General features: G+C 64.3%; 12 protein-coding genes. 8 read left to right on the forward strand and 4 right to left on the reverse strand.

The annotated features are described in order from the left end of the window. Positions 1–10 precede the first annotated feature (10 nt). The 7 genes from AC3RCJ_RS03215 to kefC all read left to right on the forward strand — a co-directional run bounded on the left by AC3RCJ_RS03215 (position 11) and on the right by kefC (position 9,473). A complete protein-coding gene (locus tag AC3RCJ_RS03215; RefSeq protein ID WP_492956937.1) occupies positions 11–2,731 on the forward strand; it encodes a TonB-dependent receptor plug domain-containing protein in 2,721 nt (906 codons plus the stop codon). Between the two features lie 162 nt (positions 2,732–2,893). Further along, positions 2,894–4,669 (forward strand): M14 family metallopeptidase, encoded by a 1,776-nt coding sequence (locus tag AC3RCJ_RS03220; protein ID WP_492956936.1) that lies wholly within the window; start codon positions 2,894–2,896, stop codon positions 4,667–4,669. Between the two features lie 97 nt (positions 4,670–4,766). Continuing rightward, entirely contained in the window at positions 4,767–5,930 is a 1,164-nt protein-coding gene (locus AC3RCJ_RS03225) for an MGDG synthase family glycosyltransferase (protein WP_492956935.1), read from the forward strand. Then, on the forward strand, positions 5,927–6,412 hold the full coding sequence (locus AC3RCJ_RS03230) for a hypothetical protein (protein WP_492956934.1): 486 nt from the start codon (positions 5,927–5,929) through the stop codon (positions 6,410–6,412). The genes AC3RCJ_RS03225 and AC3RCJ_RS03230 overlap by 4 nt, the downstream gene beginning before the upstream one ends. Then, positions 6,409–6,993, forward strand: a complete 585-nt coding sequence (locus AC3RCJ_RS03235; RefSeq protein ID WP_492956933.1) for a dual specificity protein phosphatase family protein — start codon at positions 6,409–6,411, stop codon at positions 6,991–6,993. The genes AC3RCJ_RS03230 and AC3RCJ_RS03235 overlap by 4 nt, the downstream gene beginning before the upstream one ends. Next, positions 6,990–7,574 carry an SRPBCC family protein gene (locus tag AC3RCJ_RS03240; RefSeq protein WP_492956932.1) on the forward strand — a complete coding sequence of 195 codons (585 nt, stop codon included), beginning with the start codon at positions 6,990–6,992 and terminating at the stop codon, positions 7,572–7,574. The genes AC3RCJ_RS03235 and AC3RCJ_RS03240 overlap by 4 nt, the downstream gene beginning before the upstream one ends. Before the next feature lie 84 nt (positions 7,575–7,658). Next, positions 7,659–9,473 carry a glutathione-regulated potassium-efflux system protein KefC gene (gene kefC, locus AC3RCJ_RS03245; RefSeq protein WP_492956931.1) on the forward strand — a complete coding sequence of 605 codons (1,815 nt, stop codon included), beginning with the start codon at positions 7,659–7,661 and terminating at the stop codon, positions 9,471–9,473. Between the two features lie 96 nt (positions 9,474–9,569). Here kefC and pepF read toward each other — a convergent pair whose 3' ends face one another. Together pepF and AC3RCJ_RS03255 are read right to left on the reverse strand one after the other, a co-directional pair. Continuing rightward, positions 9,570–11,459: an oligoendopeptidase F gene (gene pepF / locus AC3RCJ_RS03250; RefSeq protein WP_492956930.1), complete on the reverse strand. Its 1,890-nt coding sequence runs from the start codon at positions 11,457–11,459 to the stop codon at positions 9,570–9,572. A gap of 135 nt (positions 11,460–11,594) precedes the next feature. Then, positions 11,595–12,935, reverse strand: a complete 1,341-nt coding sequence (locus tag AC3RCJ_RS03255; protein ID WP_492956929.1) for an amidohydrolase — start codon at positions 12,933–12,935, stop codon at positions 11,595–11,597. A 184-nt stretch (positions 12,936–13,119) separates the two neighbouring features. Between AC3RCJ_RS03255 and AC3RCJ_RS03260 the strand changes: the two genes are divergently transcribed. Beyond that, the gene (locus tag AC3RCJ_RS03260) at positions 13,120–14,817 is read left to right on the forward strand and encodes a methyl-accepting chemotaxis protein (protein ID WP_492956928.1); all 1,698 of its coding nucleotides are present in this window, start codon (positions 13,120–13,122) and stop codon (positions 14,815–14,817) included. A 49-nt stretch (positions 14,818–14,866) separates the two neighbouring features. Here AC3RCJ_RS03260 and ttcA read toward each other — a convergent pair whose 3' ends face one another. Both ttcA and AC3RCJ_RS03270 read right to left on the reverse strand, forming a co-directional pair. Next, positions 14,867–15,829 carry a tRNA 2-thiocytidine(32) synthetase TtcA gene (gene ttcA, locus AC3RCJ_RS03265; RefSeq protein ID WP_492957023.1) on the reverse strand — a complete coding sequence of 321 codons (963 nt, stop codon included), beginning with the start codon at positions 15,827–15,829 and terminating at the stop codon, positions 14,867–14,869. A 5-nt stretch (positions 15,830–15,834) separates the two neighbouring features. After that, on the reverse strand, positions 15,835–16,233 hold the full coding sequence (locus AC3RCJ_RS03270; protein ID WP_492956927.1) for a dihydroneopterin aldolase: 399 nt from the start codon (positions 16,231–16,233) through the stop codon (positions 15,835–15,837). Positions 16,234–16,242 lie beyond the last annotated feature (9 nt).

Genomic DNA, 16,242 nt, shown 5'->3' on the forward strand with positions numbered 1-16,242 from the left:
AAGCGCAAAGATGCCTATACAATTCAAGTTATCACCGCTCACCGTCGCCGTACTGGCCATCCTGGGCGGTTCCGCATGGCAGGTGCACGCGCAAACGCAGGCGCCCGCCGCGGACGATCAGCCGGCGGCCACCCCGCATGCGGTGGTTGTGACCGGTTCGCGGATTCCCCGCGCCAGCCTGGAGGGGCCATCGTCCGTCACCATCCTGACGGGCGATGAAATCACCAAGCAAGGGTACAAGAATGTCTTCGATGCGCTGACCAACCAGGTACAGAACAGCGGCTTCACGCAAGGCGAGGATTTCGGCAATACGTTCACGCCATCGGCCAATACCATCAGCCTGCGTGGCCTGGGTCCGAATCACACGCTGATCCTGTTGAACGGCCGCCGCCTGGCCGACTTCCCGGTCGCCTATGAAGGCACGGTCAACTTCACCAACCTGGCGAATATCCCGTCGAGCATCGTCGACCGCATCGAGATTCTCAACGGCGGCGCCTCGGCCATCTATGGTTCCGACGCGATCGCCGGCGTGGTCAACGTGATCCTGAAAAAGCAGGCGGAAGGCTTCGACATCAACGTCAAGGCGGGCGGCACCACGCGCGGCGGCGCCGGCAACCAGCGCGTGCAGCTGACGGGGGGCGGCAATTTCGACAAGCTGCACACGCTGTTCAGCGTGGAATTGAGCCAGCGCGATCCGCTGTCCAGCCTGCAGCGCGACTTCATGGCCACCCGCTCGGGCACGCCGACGAATATCGCGTCGCGCCGCGTGGTGCAAGCGGGCACCTCGGGCACCTATGTGGACCTGGGCGACACCTGCAACCAGTTCGGCGACCTGTTCGGCGGCAGCGTCGTCAAGTACCAGGCGAAGAATGGCAGCTATTGCGCCAGCCCGAAAGTGGGACCCACCTACTGGACCACGCAGACCAAGAACCAGAGCCAGAACGTGTTCGGCAGCGCCAACTATGAACTGTCGCCGGAAACGACCTTGTTCGCCGATTTCCTGATCGGCAAGAATTCGACCGAGAACAATACGCGCGGTCCCACATGGACGTCGTCGTCGACCGGCAGCAGCTATTTCCGCAACCAGAACACCAATCGCTACGAAGCGTGGACGCGCTATATCTCGCCCGAGGAAATGGGCGGCGTGGAGCGCTACAACCGCAAGTGGGACGACCTGGCGACGGCCATCTCGCTGGGCGCCAAGGGCCGCATTCCGGGCACGGCGTGGCAGTATGAAGCGAACTACAATGCCTCGCTGTACAAGAGCGAAAGCCATACGCCGCGCGCGCTGGCCAATATCGACAGCTTCTTCCTCGGTCCGAAACTGGGCGTGGACGCGAATGGCGTGCCGATCTACGCACCGGACCCGGCGCGCCTGTCGCGCCGCGTGACGGCGGCCGAATTCGACAGCATCACCGGCAATTCCGACAGCGACGACAAGGCGTGGACGAATACCCTGAGCCTGGCCACCAACGGCGACCTGTTCCAGTTGCCGGCCGGCGTGGCGAAGGTCGCCACCATCGCCGAAGTGGGCAAGCAGGGCTTCAGCAACGTGCCCGACGCGCGCCTGAACGCAGGCTACTTCAACGTCGCCACCAAGTCCGACATCACGGCCGGCACGCGCACCCGCTATGCGCTGGGGGCGGAAGTGAACCTGCCGCTGCATGAAAAGCTGACCGGCACCCTGGCCGGCCGCTATGACCGCTACAGTTTTGCCGGCCGCCACGAGGGCAAGTTCACCTACAACGGCGGCCTGGAACTGCGGCCCGCGCCGGAACTGCTGTTCCGCGCCAACTACGCCACCAGCTTCCGCGCACCGGACATGAACTACATCTACAAGGCGCGTGGCACAGGTTACTACTCGAGCACCACCGACTACTACCGCTGCGGCGTCGCCGGGCAGGCCATCGATGATTGCGACTACGCGAACAAATCGCCGGGCGCCGACTATGTGCAGAACGGCAGCAAGGATCTGCAGTCGGAGAAGGGCAAGTCGTTCGGCGTGGGCGCCGTCTGGTCGCCGACATCCAATTTCGACGTCTCGGTCGACTACTGGAATATCAAGATCGACGACCTGGTAACCAACCTGAGCTCCGACAAGATACTGCGCGATGAAGCCGATTGCCGCCTGGGCAAGACTGACATCAATTCGCCGACCTGCGTCGATACCCTGGGCCGCGTCGAGCGCTTTGCCGCGAATGCGCTGAACCGTGCCGGCGAGATCAAGACCATCACCGTCAATCCGATCAACGCGGCCAAGCAGAGCAGCAGCGGCATCGACATCAGCGTCAAGTATTTGCTGCGCACGACGGACTATGGCCGCTTCGCCTTCAAGGCCAACTACGCCAAGGTGCTGAGCAATAAATCGCAGCAATTCATCGGCGACGAAGAGATCGACGAACTCAAATCGCTGAACAATTCGGATTGGCGCGACAAGCTCAACCTGAGCGTGAACTGGAGCGCTGGCGACTGGTCGAACACCTTGCTGGTCAGCCGCTACAGCAAGATCCCGAACGCCGCCGGCAAGGCCTATCTGACGCCGACGGCGCTGGCCAATATCAGCACCGTGTACCGCATCAACGACCGCGCCACCTTGTCGCTGATCGTCAACAACGTGTTCGACAAGATCAAGCGCGACGACAGCGGCGGCTGGCCTTACTACCCGGTGGGCAGCTACAGCCCGCAGGGCCGCCAGGGCTGGGTTGAATTCAACTACCATTTTGGCAGCTGATTTCACCGAGCAGCCAACCTGAGGTCAGACCCGCCGGGCCTGACGCCGGCACCGCAGCCGGGACAGCCAACGCTGTCCCGGTTTTTTTATTTTCCGCCGCAGTTTTACGCGTGCCGTCCCCCTATAATTGCCCGCTTGTTCTCTCTCGATGGAGCCTTTCCGATGCTACGCCACGCCCTGCTATCCACCGCCTTGTTGTCCACCTTTGCCCTGCCTGCGTACGCCGCCTCGCCGTTGACCACGGTGGCCGAGCGTTCCGCCTTCCTGCAGACGGGCCGCTATGCGGAAGTGGAAGTCCTGTGCCGCCAGTTCCAGGCGCGCTATCCGAAGCAGGTGCGCTGCGTGGAATTTGGCCGCACGCCGGAAAACCGCCCCATGCTGGCGCTGATTGTCTCCAATTCGGGCGCGCTGACGCCGGCCGAGGCGGCGCGCCGCAAGCTGCCGGTGCTGCTGGTGCAGGGCGGCATCCATGCGGGCGAGATCGACGGCAAGGATGCCGGTTTCCTGGCCTTGCGCGAAGTATTGGAGGGCAAGGCGGCGCCCGGCGCGCTGGATAAACAGGTGCTGCTGTTCGTCCCGGTCTTCAATGTCGATGGCCACGAGCGCTTCGGCCAGTGGAATCGTCCGAACCAGCGGGGGCCGGTGGAAATGGGCTGGCGCAGCACGGCGCAAAACTACAACCTGAACCGCGATTACATGAAGGCCGATACGCCCGAGATGCAGCACATGCTGGCGCTGGTGAACGCCTGGGACCCGCTGGCCTATGTCGACCTGCACGTGACCGATGGCGCCCAGTTCGAACCCGATATCTCGATCCAGGTCGAACCCGTGCATGCGGGCGATGCGCCGCTGCGCGTGGCCGGCACGGCGCTGCGCGATAATGTCCTGGCCGACCTGGCGCGGCAGGGTTCGGACCCGAAGCCGTTCTATATCTCGTTTGCCGAGGAGGACAATCCGCAATCGGGCTTTGTCGACTCGGCGCCGAACCCGCGTTTTTCACACGGCTATTTCCTGCTGCGCAACCGCTTCGGCATGCTGGTGGAAACCCACTCGTGGAAGGACTATCCGACCCGCGTGCGCATCACGCGCAACACCATCGTGTCCCTGCTGTCGCAAGTGGCGCAGCATGGCGCGCAGTGGCGGCAGATTGCGCTCGAGGCGGACGAGCGCGCGGCGCAGCTGGCCGGCACCACCTTGCCGCTCACCTACAAGACCACGGACAAGAGCCACATGGTCGCGTTCCGCGGCTATGCCTACACGCGTACGCCGTCCGAGGTGTCGGGCGCGCTGATGACGCGCTACGACGACACCACGCCGCAGATCTGGACCGTGCCCCTGCGCGACGAGATCGTGCCCGACCTGCAGCAGGCCGTGCCGAAGGCGGGCTACCTGGTGCCCGCCGCGCAGGCGCCGATGGTGGCGGCCAAGCTGCGCCAGCATGGCGTGTCCTACCAGGTGCTGGCTGCCGCCTGGGGCCAGCAGTCTGTGCAAGCGTTCCGTGCCACGCAGGTGAAATTCGGCGCGCAGTCGTTCGAGGGCCGCCAGACGGCGGCCGTGCACGGCGAATGGCATGACGAGGCGCGCGTGATCGGCGCCGGGACGCTGTACGTGCCCGTCAGCCAGGCCAAGGCGCGCCTGGTGGTGGCCCTGTTCGAGCCGCGCGCGCCCGATTCCCTGCTGGCCTGGGGCAGCTTCAATACGGCTTTCGAGCGCAAGGAATACATGGAAGACTACGTGGCCGAGGACGTGGCGCGCGCGCAGCTGGCAGCCGACCCGGCGCTGGCGGCGCAGTTCCGGCAGAAGCTGGCCGATGACCCGGCATTTGCCAAAAGCCCGCAGGCGCGCCTGGAGTTCTTCGCCCGCCGCCATGCCTCGTGGGACGAGCGCCTGAACCTGTACCCGGTGCTGCGCACGGATGTCGCGCCGGCGCTGAAGTAAGGGAAGCCGCGCGCCTTGCTAATTTACAATGTGCGCGGCGCGGAAAATGGTATTGTGCCTGTTTTCCCGATCAGGGCTTTCAGTGGAACACCAGCGCATGCCGCAGCAAACACCGAAAAAAATTCTGCTCCTGAGCGTCTCGGCCGGCGCCGGCCATATGCGCGCAGCGCAAGCCATCGAGGCATATGCGGCGCGCGATGACGGCGCCGGCCCTGCGGCGCTGGCCAGCCATCTCGACGTGATGGATTTCGTCACGCCCGCCTTCCGCAAGCTGTACACGGATTTCTATATCAAGCTGGTCAACAAGGCGCCGGCGCTGTGGGGCTATCTGTATCACGCCACCCACGATGCGCCGCGCGACAGCTCGATGCAGCGATTGCGCCGCGCCGTCGAGCGCCTCAATACGCGCGCACTGATGGCGCAGATCGCCGCCTTCCAGCCCGATGCCATCATCTGCACGCATTTCCTGCCGGCCGAACTGCTGTCGCGCGCGCTGCGCCAGCAGCAACTGGCCTGCCCGGTGTGGGTACAGGTCACCGATTTCGACCTGCACCGCATGTGGGTACACGAACAGATGCAGGGCTATTTCGCCGCCACCGAGGAAGTGGCGTTCCGCATGCGCCATGAAGGCATCCCCGCCGAGCGCATCCACGTGACGGGTATCCCCGTCATGCCCGCGTTCGCGCAGGTGCCCGATCGCGTGTGCTGCGCGCAGGCGTTTGGCCTCGACCCGCGGCGCACGACGATTTTGCTGATGGGCGGCGGAGCGGGACTGGGCAGCCTTGAAACGGTGGCCGCGCGCCTGCTGGCGCTGCCCGGCGACTTCCAGCTGATCGTGCTGGCGGGGAAAAATGCCGCCGCGCTGGCGGCGCTGCAGGCACTGGCCGGCCGCTATCCGGGCCGCCTGCTGGCGCAAGGCTTTACCAGCGAAGTCGAGCGCCTGATGGCCTGCGCCGACCTGGTGATCACCAAGCCGGGCGGGCTGACCACCTCGGAATGCCTGGCCCTGGGCTTGCCCATGATCGTCAATGCGCCGATTCCCGGGCAGGAAGAGCGCAATGCCGACTATCTGCTGGAGCAGGGCGTGGCCCTGAAGGCATTCGATGCCGTCACGCTCGAATACCGCGTGCGCCTGTTGCTCGAGTATCCGCAGCAGTTGCAAGCGATGCGCGCGAAAGCACTGGCCCTGGGCCGTCCGCGCGCCGCCGTCGACGTGCTGGCGCAGGTATTGGCGCCGGGCGTGGCGCCGGAGCCGGCGTGACGGGCGCCGCCGTGGCAAAACCCTGGCAGATCGCCCTGACGCTGGCCTGGGTGGCCCTGCTGGGACTATTCTTCGCCCAGGTGGAAATCCAGATCGAAGGGGCGGCTGGCTGGGCCGCGAACCTGCCCACCTGGCGCATCGAAAGCCATTGGCTGCTCGATATCTTCTGGGGCGGGCGGCCGATGACCGGCTACCATGCCTGGGTGTTTCCCTTCATTGCCCTGTTCTTCCATTTCCCCATGCTCTTCCTGGCGCAATGGTCGCCGCGTCTCGAGTGCCGCGCCATCGGCTGCATCATGCTGTTCTGGATCATCGAAGATTATCTGTGGTTCGTGCTCAATCCCGCCTATGGCGTGGCGCATTTCAATCCGGCCCACATCGCCTGGCACAAGCACTGGCTGTGGTGGGCGCCGACCGACTACTGGGTATCGCTGCTGCTCGCTGGCGTGCTGCTGTGGTTTTCATACAAAAGGAAGTCATGACCTTATCGCCCTTGCCGCATCTTTTGCTGCTATTTCTGGCCCTGGCGGCCGGTTCCGCCGGCGCGCAGGCGCCCGGGGCGGCCGAGCGCAATGCCGAATGGGCGACGCCGCTGCCGCACGTGTCCAACCTGCACCAGGTCACCCCCGTCCTGTACCGCAGCGCAAAGCTCGACAGCGCCGACGTGGCCCAGTTGCAGACGCTGGGCGTGAAGACGGTGATCAGCCTGCGCTCCTTCCACTCCGACACGCAGGTGCTCGATGGCAGCGGCATCCGCGCCGTCCGCATTCCCATCAATACCTGGGCCATCCGCGACAAGCATGTGATAGCGACCATGCGCAGCATCCGCGCCGCCGAACAGCAGGGACCCGTGCTGCTGCACTGCCTGCACGGCGCCGACCGCACGGGCATGATGGCCGCCATGTACCGCATGCTGTACCAGGGCTGGCCGCGCGAGAAGGCGATCGACGAGTTGAAGAACGGCGGTTACGGCTATCACGCCGTGTGGAAGAATATCGAAAGCTACCTCAAGCGCGTCGACGTGGCGGCGCTGCGCGCGCAGATCGAACAGGAAAAACCATGAAGACCCTGCTGTTCGCACTGGCCGCCTGTTCCGCCTGTTATCCGCTGGCCACCCTGGCTGCCACGCCTGCGCTCGATGTGCGCGATGTCAGCAAAGCCGGTATGCCCGGCAAGACCTTTGCCGCGACGACCAGCATGCCGGCCAGCGTGGCCACCGTCTGCGCGGCCATCCAGGATTTCGCCGGCTATCCGCAGTTCATGCCGAACGTGGACAAGATCAAGGTGACGGCCGCCGGCGGCGGCGCCTCGCTGGTCGACGTCACGCTCAAGCTGCCGATGGGGAAAATCAAGCAATACCGCCTGAGAATGACGCCCAAGGTGCTCGACGCCAGCTGCAGCCTGGCCTGGAAGCTGGTGCCGATGGAGGGACTGAAGGTGGAGGACACCATCGCCGACACCAGCGGCTACTGGCAGCTGTCGCCGGATCCGCTCGATGCGGGCGCTGCCGCCGTCAGGTACCAGGTGTATACGGATCCGGGCCCCGTGCCGATGGGCCTGGGCTGGATCGTCGACAGCATGAGCCGCGACAGCATCCCGACAATGTTCGACGCGCTGCGGGCGCGGGTGGCCGCGCGCAAATAGCCGGCGTGGCGCGGCAGCCACTTCACGCCGGCGCGCCACTTCAGGCATGATGTCGTTTCATCCACACATCCGCTCGGAATCCGCATGGAACACCACAGTTTTCTCGTCAACATACTGTTTTATCTGGTGGCCGCCATCATCATGGTGCCGCTGGCCAAGCGCCTGGGCATGGGCGCCGTGCTCGGCTACCTGGTGGCCGGCGTCGTCATCGGGCCGTGGGGCCTGGGCCTGATCAAGAATGTCGAGGTGATCCTCAGCTTTTCCGAATTCGGCGTGGTGCTGCTGCTGTTCCTGATCGGCCTGGAACTGGAACCGAAGCGCCTGTGGCTGCTGCGCCGGCCCATCTTCGGCTGGGGCGGGGCGCAGGTGGCCGTCGTCAGCGCCGGGCTGTGCGCCGTGGCCATGGCCTGCGGCGTGGACTGGCGCACGGCGCTGGTGGGTGCATTGGGGCTGTCGCTGTCGTCGACGGCCATCGTGCTGGCCACCCTGGGCGAACGCAAGCTGATGAGTACGCCGGCCGGTTCCGCCGGCTTTTCCATCCTGCTGTTCCAGGATATCGCCGCCATTCCCATGATCGCGCTGGTGCCGCTGCTGGGCGGACTCGTCACGCATGGCGGCGAACCGGGCTGGCTGCGCGTGGCCAAGCTGGCCGCCGTGCTGGCCGCCCTGGTGATCGGCGGGCGTTTTCTGGTCAACCCCATCCTGCGCTTCATCGCCAAGACGGACTTGCGCGAAATCTTCACGGCCTTTGCCCTGCTGCTGGTGGTCGCCATCTGCGTGCTGATGGAATCGGTGGGCCTGTCGATGGCGCTGGGCACCTTCATGGCGGGCGTGCTGCTGGCCGATTCCGAATACCGGCATGAGCTCATTTCCGACCTGGAACCGTTCAAGGGGCTGTTATTGGGCCTGTTCTTCATCGCCGTCGGCATGTCCGTCGATTTCGGCGTGCTGCGCGCCCAGCCCTTGCTGATCCTGGCCCTGGTGGCCGGCCTGCTGGTGGTGAAAATCGGCTTGCTGTATGTGTTGTCGAAGTTTTTCGATATCCCGCGCGGCCAGCAGCTGTTCTTTGCGCTGCTGCTGTCGCAAGGGGGCGAATTCGCCTTCGTCGTGTTTGCCGCCGCCGAGGCCGCGCATGTGTTTGCGCCGCAGACGGCCGCGCTGCTGGTCGTGGTGGTGACCCTGTCGATGGTGGCCACGCCCTTGCTGCTGCTTGCGCACGACAAATTCGTCGCGCCGCGCCTGCAGGGCGACAAGAAGCGCCGCCCCGACGACCATATCGAGGCGCAGGACAATCCCATCGTCATTGCCGGCTTTGGCCGCTTCGGCCAGATCATCGGCCGCCTGCTGGCGGCCAACAAGATCGGCGTGACGGTGCTCGATCACGATCCGGACCAGATCGAGCTGCTGCGCAAGTTCGGTTTTAAAGTGTTTTATGGCGACGCCACGCGCGTGGACCTGCTGGTGGCGGCCGGCATCGAGAAGGCGAAGGCGCTGGTGATCGCCATCGACAATGTGGACGACAGCCTGGCCCTGGTCGACGCCGTGCGCCTGCGCCTGCCCGAGCTGACGATTTTGGCGCGCGCGCGCAACGTCACGCATTACTATGAATTGATGAAGCGGGGCGTGACCCTGATCGAACGCGAGACGTTTGCCGCGGCCCTGCTGCTGGGCGAGCAGACCTTGCAGCAGGTGGGCTTCAGCGCGGAGCGGGCGCAGCGCGCGGCCGGCATCTTCGGCCGGCATAACCTGAAAACTTTGCTGGAAGTGGCGCCGCACTTCCAGGACCAGCAAAAAGTCATGTCCCTCACGCGCCAGGCGCGCGAGGAGCTGGAAGACATGTTCGAGAGCGATGCGGCGGCATTTGCCTCGGAGCAAGCAGAAAATGGTAGATCGGATTAGCGCGCAAGCGCGTAATCCGACAACATTGTTGGCGCTGAACGTGGTGCTGTCGGCTTACGCGCTTTGCGCTAAGCCGACCTACGTTTGGCCTCAGCTTTATTTGCCCCGTTTGCTCTCAATCGCCTCGATCTGGTCCATGATGCCGTTCATGCGCGCCACCAGCGCCTGGTACGGTTTCGGCGAGGCCAGGTCGACGCCGGCCGCCTTCACCAGATCGTAGGGGTAGGCCGAGCCGCCCGCGCTGAGCATCTTCAGGTAGGCCGCCAGCGCGCCCGGTTCCTTGTCGAGGATGCGCTGCGCGAAGTCCTGCGCCGCCGCGATCGAGGTGGCGTACTGGAACACATAGAAGCCGTGATAGAAATGCGGCACGTACGCCCATTCCAGCGCGTGAGCGGGGTCTATCTTCATGATGCCCTGCGCTTCGCCGTGGTAGCGCTTGAGGATATCGGCATAGATGGCCGTTATCTGCTCGCCCGTCAGCGATTCCCCCTTGTCCACCTTGCCGTGGATGGCCGCCTCGAATTCGGCGAACATGGATTGGCGGAAGAAGGTGCCGCGCAGGTTTTCCAGCGCCGCGCCCAGGTACAGCAGGCGCTCGTCATCATCCTTGGCCTGTTTCAGGCGCGCGTCGAGCAGCAGCGCCTCGTTCGTCGTCGAGGCGATTTCCGCGACAAAGATGCTGTAGGGCGCATAGATCGATGGCTGCGCCTTGTTGGCCAGCACCGAATGCATGGCGTGGCCCCATTCGTGCGTCAGGGTGCTGACGGCTTCGTAGTTGTCCGTGTAGTTCAGCAGCACATACGGGTGGGCGTCGTACGCGTCGCCATTCATGTAGGCGCCCGCCACCTTGCGCGCGCGCGGATACACATCCATCCAGCGCGCGTCCACGGCGGCAGTGAGCGCCTTGACATAGTCGGGGCCCAGCGGCGCGGCGGAGGCTAGCATCATCTGCTTGCCTTCGGCCAGCGGGAAGGTGCGCCTGCTCTTGAGCAGCGAGGCGTAGATATCGTGGTAGCCCAGGTCCGCAATGCCCAGCATGCGCGCGCGCAGCTTGAAATAGCGGTGCAGGGTGGGCAGGTTGGCGTTGGTCTGCGCGATCAGGGTCTGGTAGACGGCCGGCGGCAGGTGGTCGGCATCGAGCGCGGCGCTCTGCGAATCGGGGTAGTGGCGCACTTTCGCATACGCGGCATCCGTCTTCAGCTGGCCGTACAGGGTTTCGCCAAACGTGCGCTCGTATTCCTTCCACTTGCCGAAGAAGGCGTCGAATACCAGCTTGCGGTCGGCGCGGTTGTCGCTGCCGCGGTACTTGGTGTAGGCGGCCTGGTCGAGGCGTACCTCCTTGCCGTCCGATAGTTTCACGGTGGGCCACGGGATTTCCGCATTGGCCAGGGTACGGTAGACGCTGGCGGCCGAGCTTGTTGCCAGGCCGAATTGCGCCACCAGCTGCTCGCCGGCAGAGTCCAGCGTATGCGGCGCGCTGCGCAGCATGTTATTCAATTGAAAGCGGTACAGCTGCAAGCCCTTGTCTTTCGCCAGCAGGGCCTCGATGCGCCTGGCGCCCAGGGCCAGGATTTCCGGCTGCAGGAAAGTGGTGGCCTGGTTGAATTCATTGCCCAGCAGGGCGGCGCGCTGGTTCAGCTGATTGCCCTTGCTGTCGCCCGTGTCCTGGTCGTAGTACTGCGCCGCATAGGTGGTGAGCGTGTTGACGCGCTTGCGCGCGTCCGCATACAGGTCCAGGCAGCTTTTCAGGCGGGCCGGCGAGACGCCCAGCTGGCCCTGGCAGCCGGCCAGCTGGCGCAACTGCGCCGTCAGCCGGTTCGCATCGCTATCGAAATCGGCGTCGCTCTTGTACAGGGTGGTCAGATCCCAGCGGTCGGCGCTGTTGTCCGCCTGCGCCATGACAGGGGCGGCGGCAAAGGCGGTGGAGAGGGCAAAGCTGAGGGCCAGCAGGGTCAGTACGGGGCGTTTGAGCGCGGTTGTCGTCATACAGTGTCCGTTCATGGTCTGGTTGCAAGGGACGCCGGCACGGGCGTGGCGGCAGACACCGAGCTTACTGCAGCAGGGAGGCGAAGGAAAGCATTTCGACGCGCGGGGAGGCCAGCCTCCCCGTGGATGCGGCGCTTACTTCTTCTTGCCCAGCAAGTCGAGCAGGATCGACGTTTCCGCCGTGATCGCCGCCTTGATGGTCGGCTGGTACTCGGGCGCCCACTGCGGCGAGTGCGGGCCGGGCAGCGGCTTGCCGCTGGCCTTGGCCGCCGCCAGCTTGCCTGGTTCCACCGCGCCGATATGCAGCAGCACGGCCTTCACGCCGGCCTGGCCGTAGTTGGCGAAGTCTTCCGATGTCATCTTGGCCGGCATTTCCGTCACGTTGGCTGCGCCCATCGATTTTTGCAAGGTGGACACCATGCGCAGGGTCAGGTCCGGATCGTTGTAGACGGCGTCCGTGCCGGGACGGATTTCCACCAGCGGTTCCTTCGGCGCGCCGGCGGCAAACGCCTCGCCCTTGACTTCCCGCGCGATGCTGGCCAGCACGCGCTTGCGCACGGCATCCTTGAAGGTGCGCACCGTCAGCTGCATGCTGACCTGGTCGGGCACGATGTTGGCCTGCGTGCCGCCGTGGATGCTGCCCACCGTGATGACGACGGGGTCCATCGGATTGTTTTCGCGCGAGACCAGGGTTTGCAGTGCCAGCACGATGCGCGCCGCCATCACGACGGGGTCGCGCGTGTCGTGCGGCGCGGCGCCGTGGCCGCCCTGGCCGTACACGGTGATGCCGATGGTGTCGGCGGCGGCGCGGAAGTAGCCGGCGTGGTAGCCGACGGTGCCCGCTGGCAGCGTCGCTTCATCGTGGAAGGACAGGGCGTAGTCCGGTTTCGGGAAGCGCGTGAACAGGCCATCCTTGAGCATGGCGGCGGCGCCCAGCAGCGGTTCCTCGGCCGGCTGGCCCACCAGCATCAGGGTGCCGCTCCATTGCTGGCGGTTGTCGGCCATCAGCTTGGCGCTGCCATACCAGGCCGACATGTGCACGTCGTGGCCGCAGGCATGCATGACCGGCACGCTTTCGCCGGCGGCGTTCTTCGTCACGGCGCTGCTGGCAAACGGCAGGCCGGTCTTTTCCAGCACGGGCAGGGCGTCGATTTCCGTGCGCAGCATGACGACGGGGCCGGGGCCGTTGCGCAGGATGGCGACGACGCCCGTGCCGCCGACACCGGTGGTCACGTCAAAACCGAGGGCCTTGACCTTCTCGGCCAGCTTCTTTGCCGTCTCGACTTCCTGGAACGCCAGTTCCGGGTGGCGGTGCAGGTCCAGGTACAGGCTTTCCACGGCCGGATAGTTGGCGTTCAGCTGCGCGGCGATGGCCGGCGGCAGGGCGGCCGCCTGGGCGCTGCCGGCACAGGCGAGGGCGGCGGCAAAGGCGATGTTGTGGACGTGGGAGGCAGGGAGCAAGACAGGCGATTTCATGGTTTTCTTTGAGAGGCAGGCGACGCGCGCATGCTGTTGCTGAGATATTTTTTAACTTAACAGAAACATTTCTTAAAATCAACAAAACATCTGCATATATTTCAACAATGTATAATCTGCAATATAAATAATTCCGCAAGGAATTAAAAATATCCTTAACGCATGACTTTAGAGAAAAGACACCATGGGTTTTATCGCAAATATCAAGATCGGCAAGCGCCTCGGCATCGGCTTTGTATTGATCTTGGCAATGACCGTCCTGATTGCCGCCGTCGGCGTGTGGCGTTTGAATGAAGTGGCGACCTCGACGCGCGCCATGATGGCCGAACCGCTGACCAAGGAACGCCTGATTACCGACTGGTATGGCTTGAATTTCGCGTCGATCCGCCGCACGGCCGCCATCGTCAAGAGCAGCGACCCGGCGCTGGGAGCGTATTTCAAGGAAGACTCGGCCGCGTCCGTAAAGAAGGCGGCCGAATTGCTCAAGCAGATCGAGCCGCTGATCGCAGGCGAGCGGGAAAAAGCCCTGTTCGCCAAGATCCTCGAGCAGCGCAAGGTCTACAGCGCCTCGCGCGACGGTGCCGTCAAGGCCAAGGCCGATGGCGACGTGGAAGGCGCGGCGGCCATCCTCGACAGCGCGTTTAGCCCGGCCGCCAAGGTCTACCAGGATTTGCTGCAGGAACTGGTGACGATGCAGCGCGAAAGCATCGATGCGACGGCCAAGCGGATCGACGCTTCCGCCGTGCATGACACCACCGTCATCAGCCTGCTGACCGTGTTCGCCGTGGCCTTCGGCGTGTTGTGCTCGTGGCTGCTGACGACGGGCATCACGCGTCCGCTGCGCCAGGCGCTGGCGCTGGCCGAAACGGTGGCCGCCGGCGACCTCACGCAGACCGTCACCACGACGGCGAAAGATGAAACGGGCGCGCTGCTGACGGCCCTGGGTAATATGAACAACAACCTGGTCGACATCGTCAGCCGGGTGCGCAGCGGCACGGACAGCATCGCCACGGCCTCGTCTGAAATCGCCGCCGGCAACCTGGACCTGTCGTCGCGCACGGAACAGCAGGCCGGTTCGCTGGAAGAAACGGCCTCGTCGATGGAAGAGCTGACCAGCACCGTCAGGCAGAATGCCGACAATGCGCGCCAGGCCAACCAGCTGGCGATCACGGCGGCCGGCATCGCCAGCCGCGGCGGCTCGGTGGTGGCGGAAGTGGTGGCGACCATGGGTTCGATCAACGAATCGTCGCGCAAGATCGTCGACATCATCAGCGTGATCGACGGCATCGCCTTTCAGACCAACATCCTGGCGCTCAATGCGGCCGTGGAAGCGGCACGGGCCGGCGAGCAGGGGCGCGGTTTCGCGGTCGTGGCCGGCGAAGTGCGCAACCTGGCGCAAAGGTCTAGCCAGGCGGCCAAGGAAATCAAGGGCCTGATCGACGATTCCGTCAGCAAGGTGGGCGCGGGCGCCAAGCTGGTCGACCAGGCGGGCACGACGATGGATGAAGTGGTGTCCAGCGTCAGGCGCGTGACCGATATCATCGGCGAGATTTCCAGTGCCAGCCAGGAACAGACGCACGGTATCGGGCAAGTCAACCAGGCGATTACCCAGATGGACCAGGTGACCCAGCAGAATGCGGCGCTGGTGGAAGAGGCTGCGGCCGCGGCCGGTTCGCTGCAAGAGCAGGCGCATGGCCTGGCGCAAGTGGTCAGCGTGTTCAAGCTGCGCGAACAGCCAGGCTTGCTGCGCCGTCCGGCGCCACGGCCGGCAGCCGCACGTCCCGCGCCGGCGCCGCGTGTTGCCGCGCCCAGCATCGCCGTCAAGGCGCAGCCGCCGGCACCCGCGAAAGCGCTGGCCGGCGACGACTGGGAAGAGTTTTAATGTGAGGCAGGCGATGGCGCCATCGCGATGATGACGCCGTGCATGGAGGTCAGCCTTGTTGCAGCGGAATGGTGCCGAAGGTGGTCGGCGTCGAGCATGGCTCTTCGTCGAAGGCGATGTCGCCCATGGGATTGGCCACGCCGTCCGCCTTCAAATCCTTGAAACCGAACAGTTTCGGGTCCATCAGGTGCGATGGCGCCACGTTCGACAGGGCCGAGAAGATGCTTTCCACGCGGCCCGGGAATTTCTTGTCCCATTCGCGCATCAGGCCCTTGATCTGCTTGCGCTGCAGGTTTTCCTGCGAACCGCACAAATCGCAGGGAATGATGGGGAAGCCCTTGACTTCCGCATAGCGCTGCGTGTCTTCTTCCTTCACGTAGGCCATCGGGCGAATGACGATGTGCTTGCCGTCATCCGATTGCAGCTTGGCCGGCATGCCTTTCAATTTGCCCCCGAAGAACATATTCAGGAAGAATGTTTCCAGAATGTCATCGCGGTGGTGGCCCAGGGCGATCTTGTTGGCGCCCAGCTCGTCTGCCACGCGGTACAGGATGCCGCGGCGCAGGCGCGAGCACAGCGAGCAGGTGGTCTTGCCTTCCGGGATCAGGCGCTTGACGATGCTGTAGGTATCCTGGTTTTCGATGTGGAAGGCCACGCCCAGTTCCGTCAGGTAGGCGGGCAGGATTTCCGGCGGGAAATTCGGCTGCTTCTGGTCCAGGTTGACGGCGACGATATCGAAGTGAATCGGCGCGCGTTCGCGCAAGGTCATCAGGATGTCCAGCAAGGCATAGCTGTCCTTGCCGCCCGACAGGCACACCATCACCTTGTCGCCGTCTTCGATCATATTGAAGTCGCCAATGGCTTGCCCCACCAGGCGGCACAGGCGCTTGTGCAGCTTGTTGTTTTCCAGGGCGATCTTTTCCGCCTTCTTGCGCGCCAGTTTCTGCGCTTCCACGTTGGCCGGGAATTCCACGGCCGTTGTCGCCGTTTCCAGCACGGCGGTGTTGCTCATGTTGTTCATGCTTCATCCTTGATCTTGAATACTTCCACGCCCACGCCTTCGCAGTCGGGATACACGTCCGGTTTCATGCTCGACACGCGCGCGGCGCGCACGCGCGGGTGCGCCAGCATGGCGTCGAGCACATCGTCGACCAGGCTTTCCTGCAGCTGCACGTGGCCTTGCGCCATGCGCTTGGCGATGGTTTCGCGCATGAAGTCGTAATCGACCACTTCTTCCAGCTGGTCATCCTTGGGCGTCGACAGGGCCAGGGGAATGTACAGGTCGACGTTGATGAGGACGCGCTGCTCGCCCTTTTTCTCGAAGTCGTAGACGCCGATGTTGATGAGGACTTCGTAATTGCGCAGGAACAGCCGGCGGCAATCGGCCAGGCGAGGGTGGGACAGGGCGGACGACATAGTTTTACC

The organism is Janthinobacterium sp. GW822-FHT07H11, from assembly GCF_058798615.1.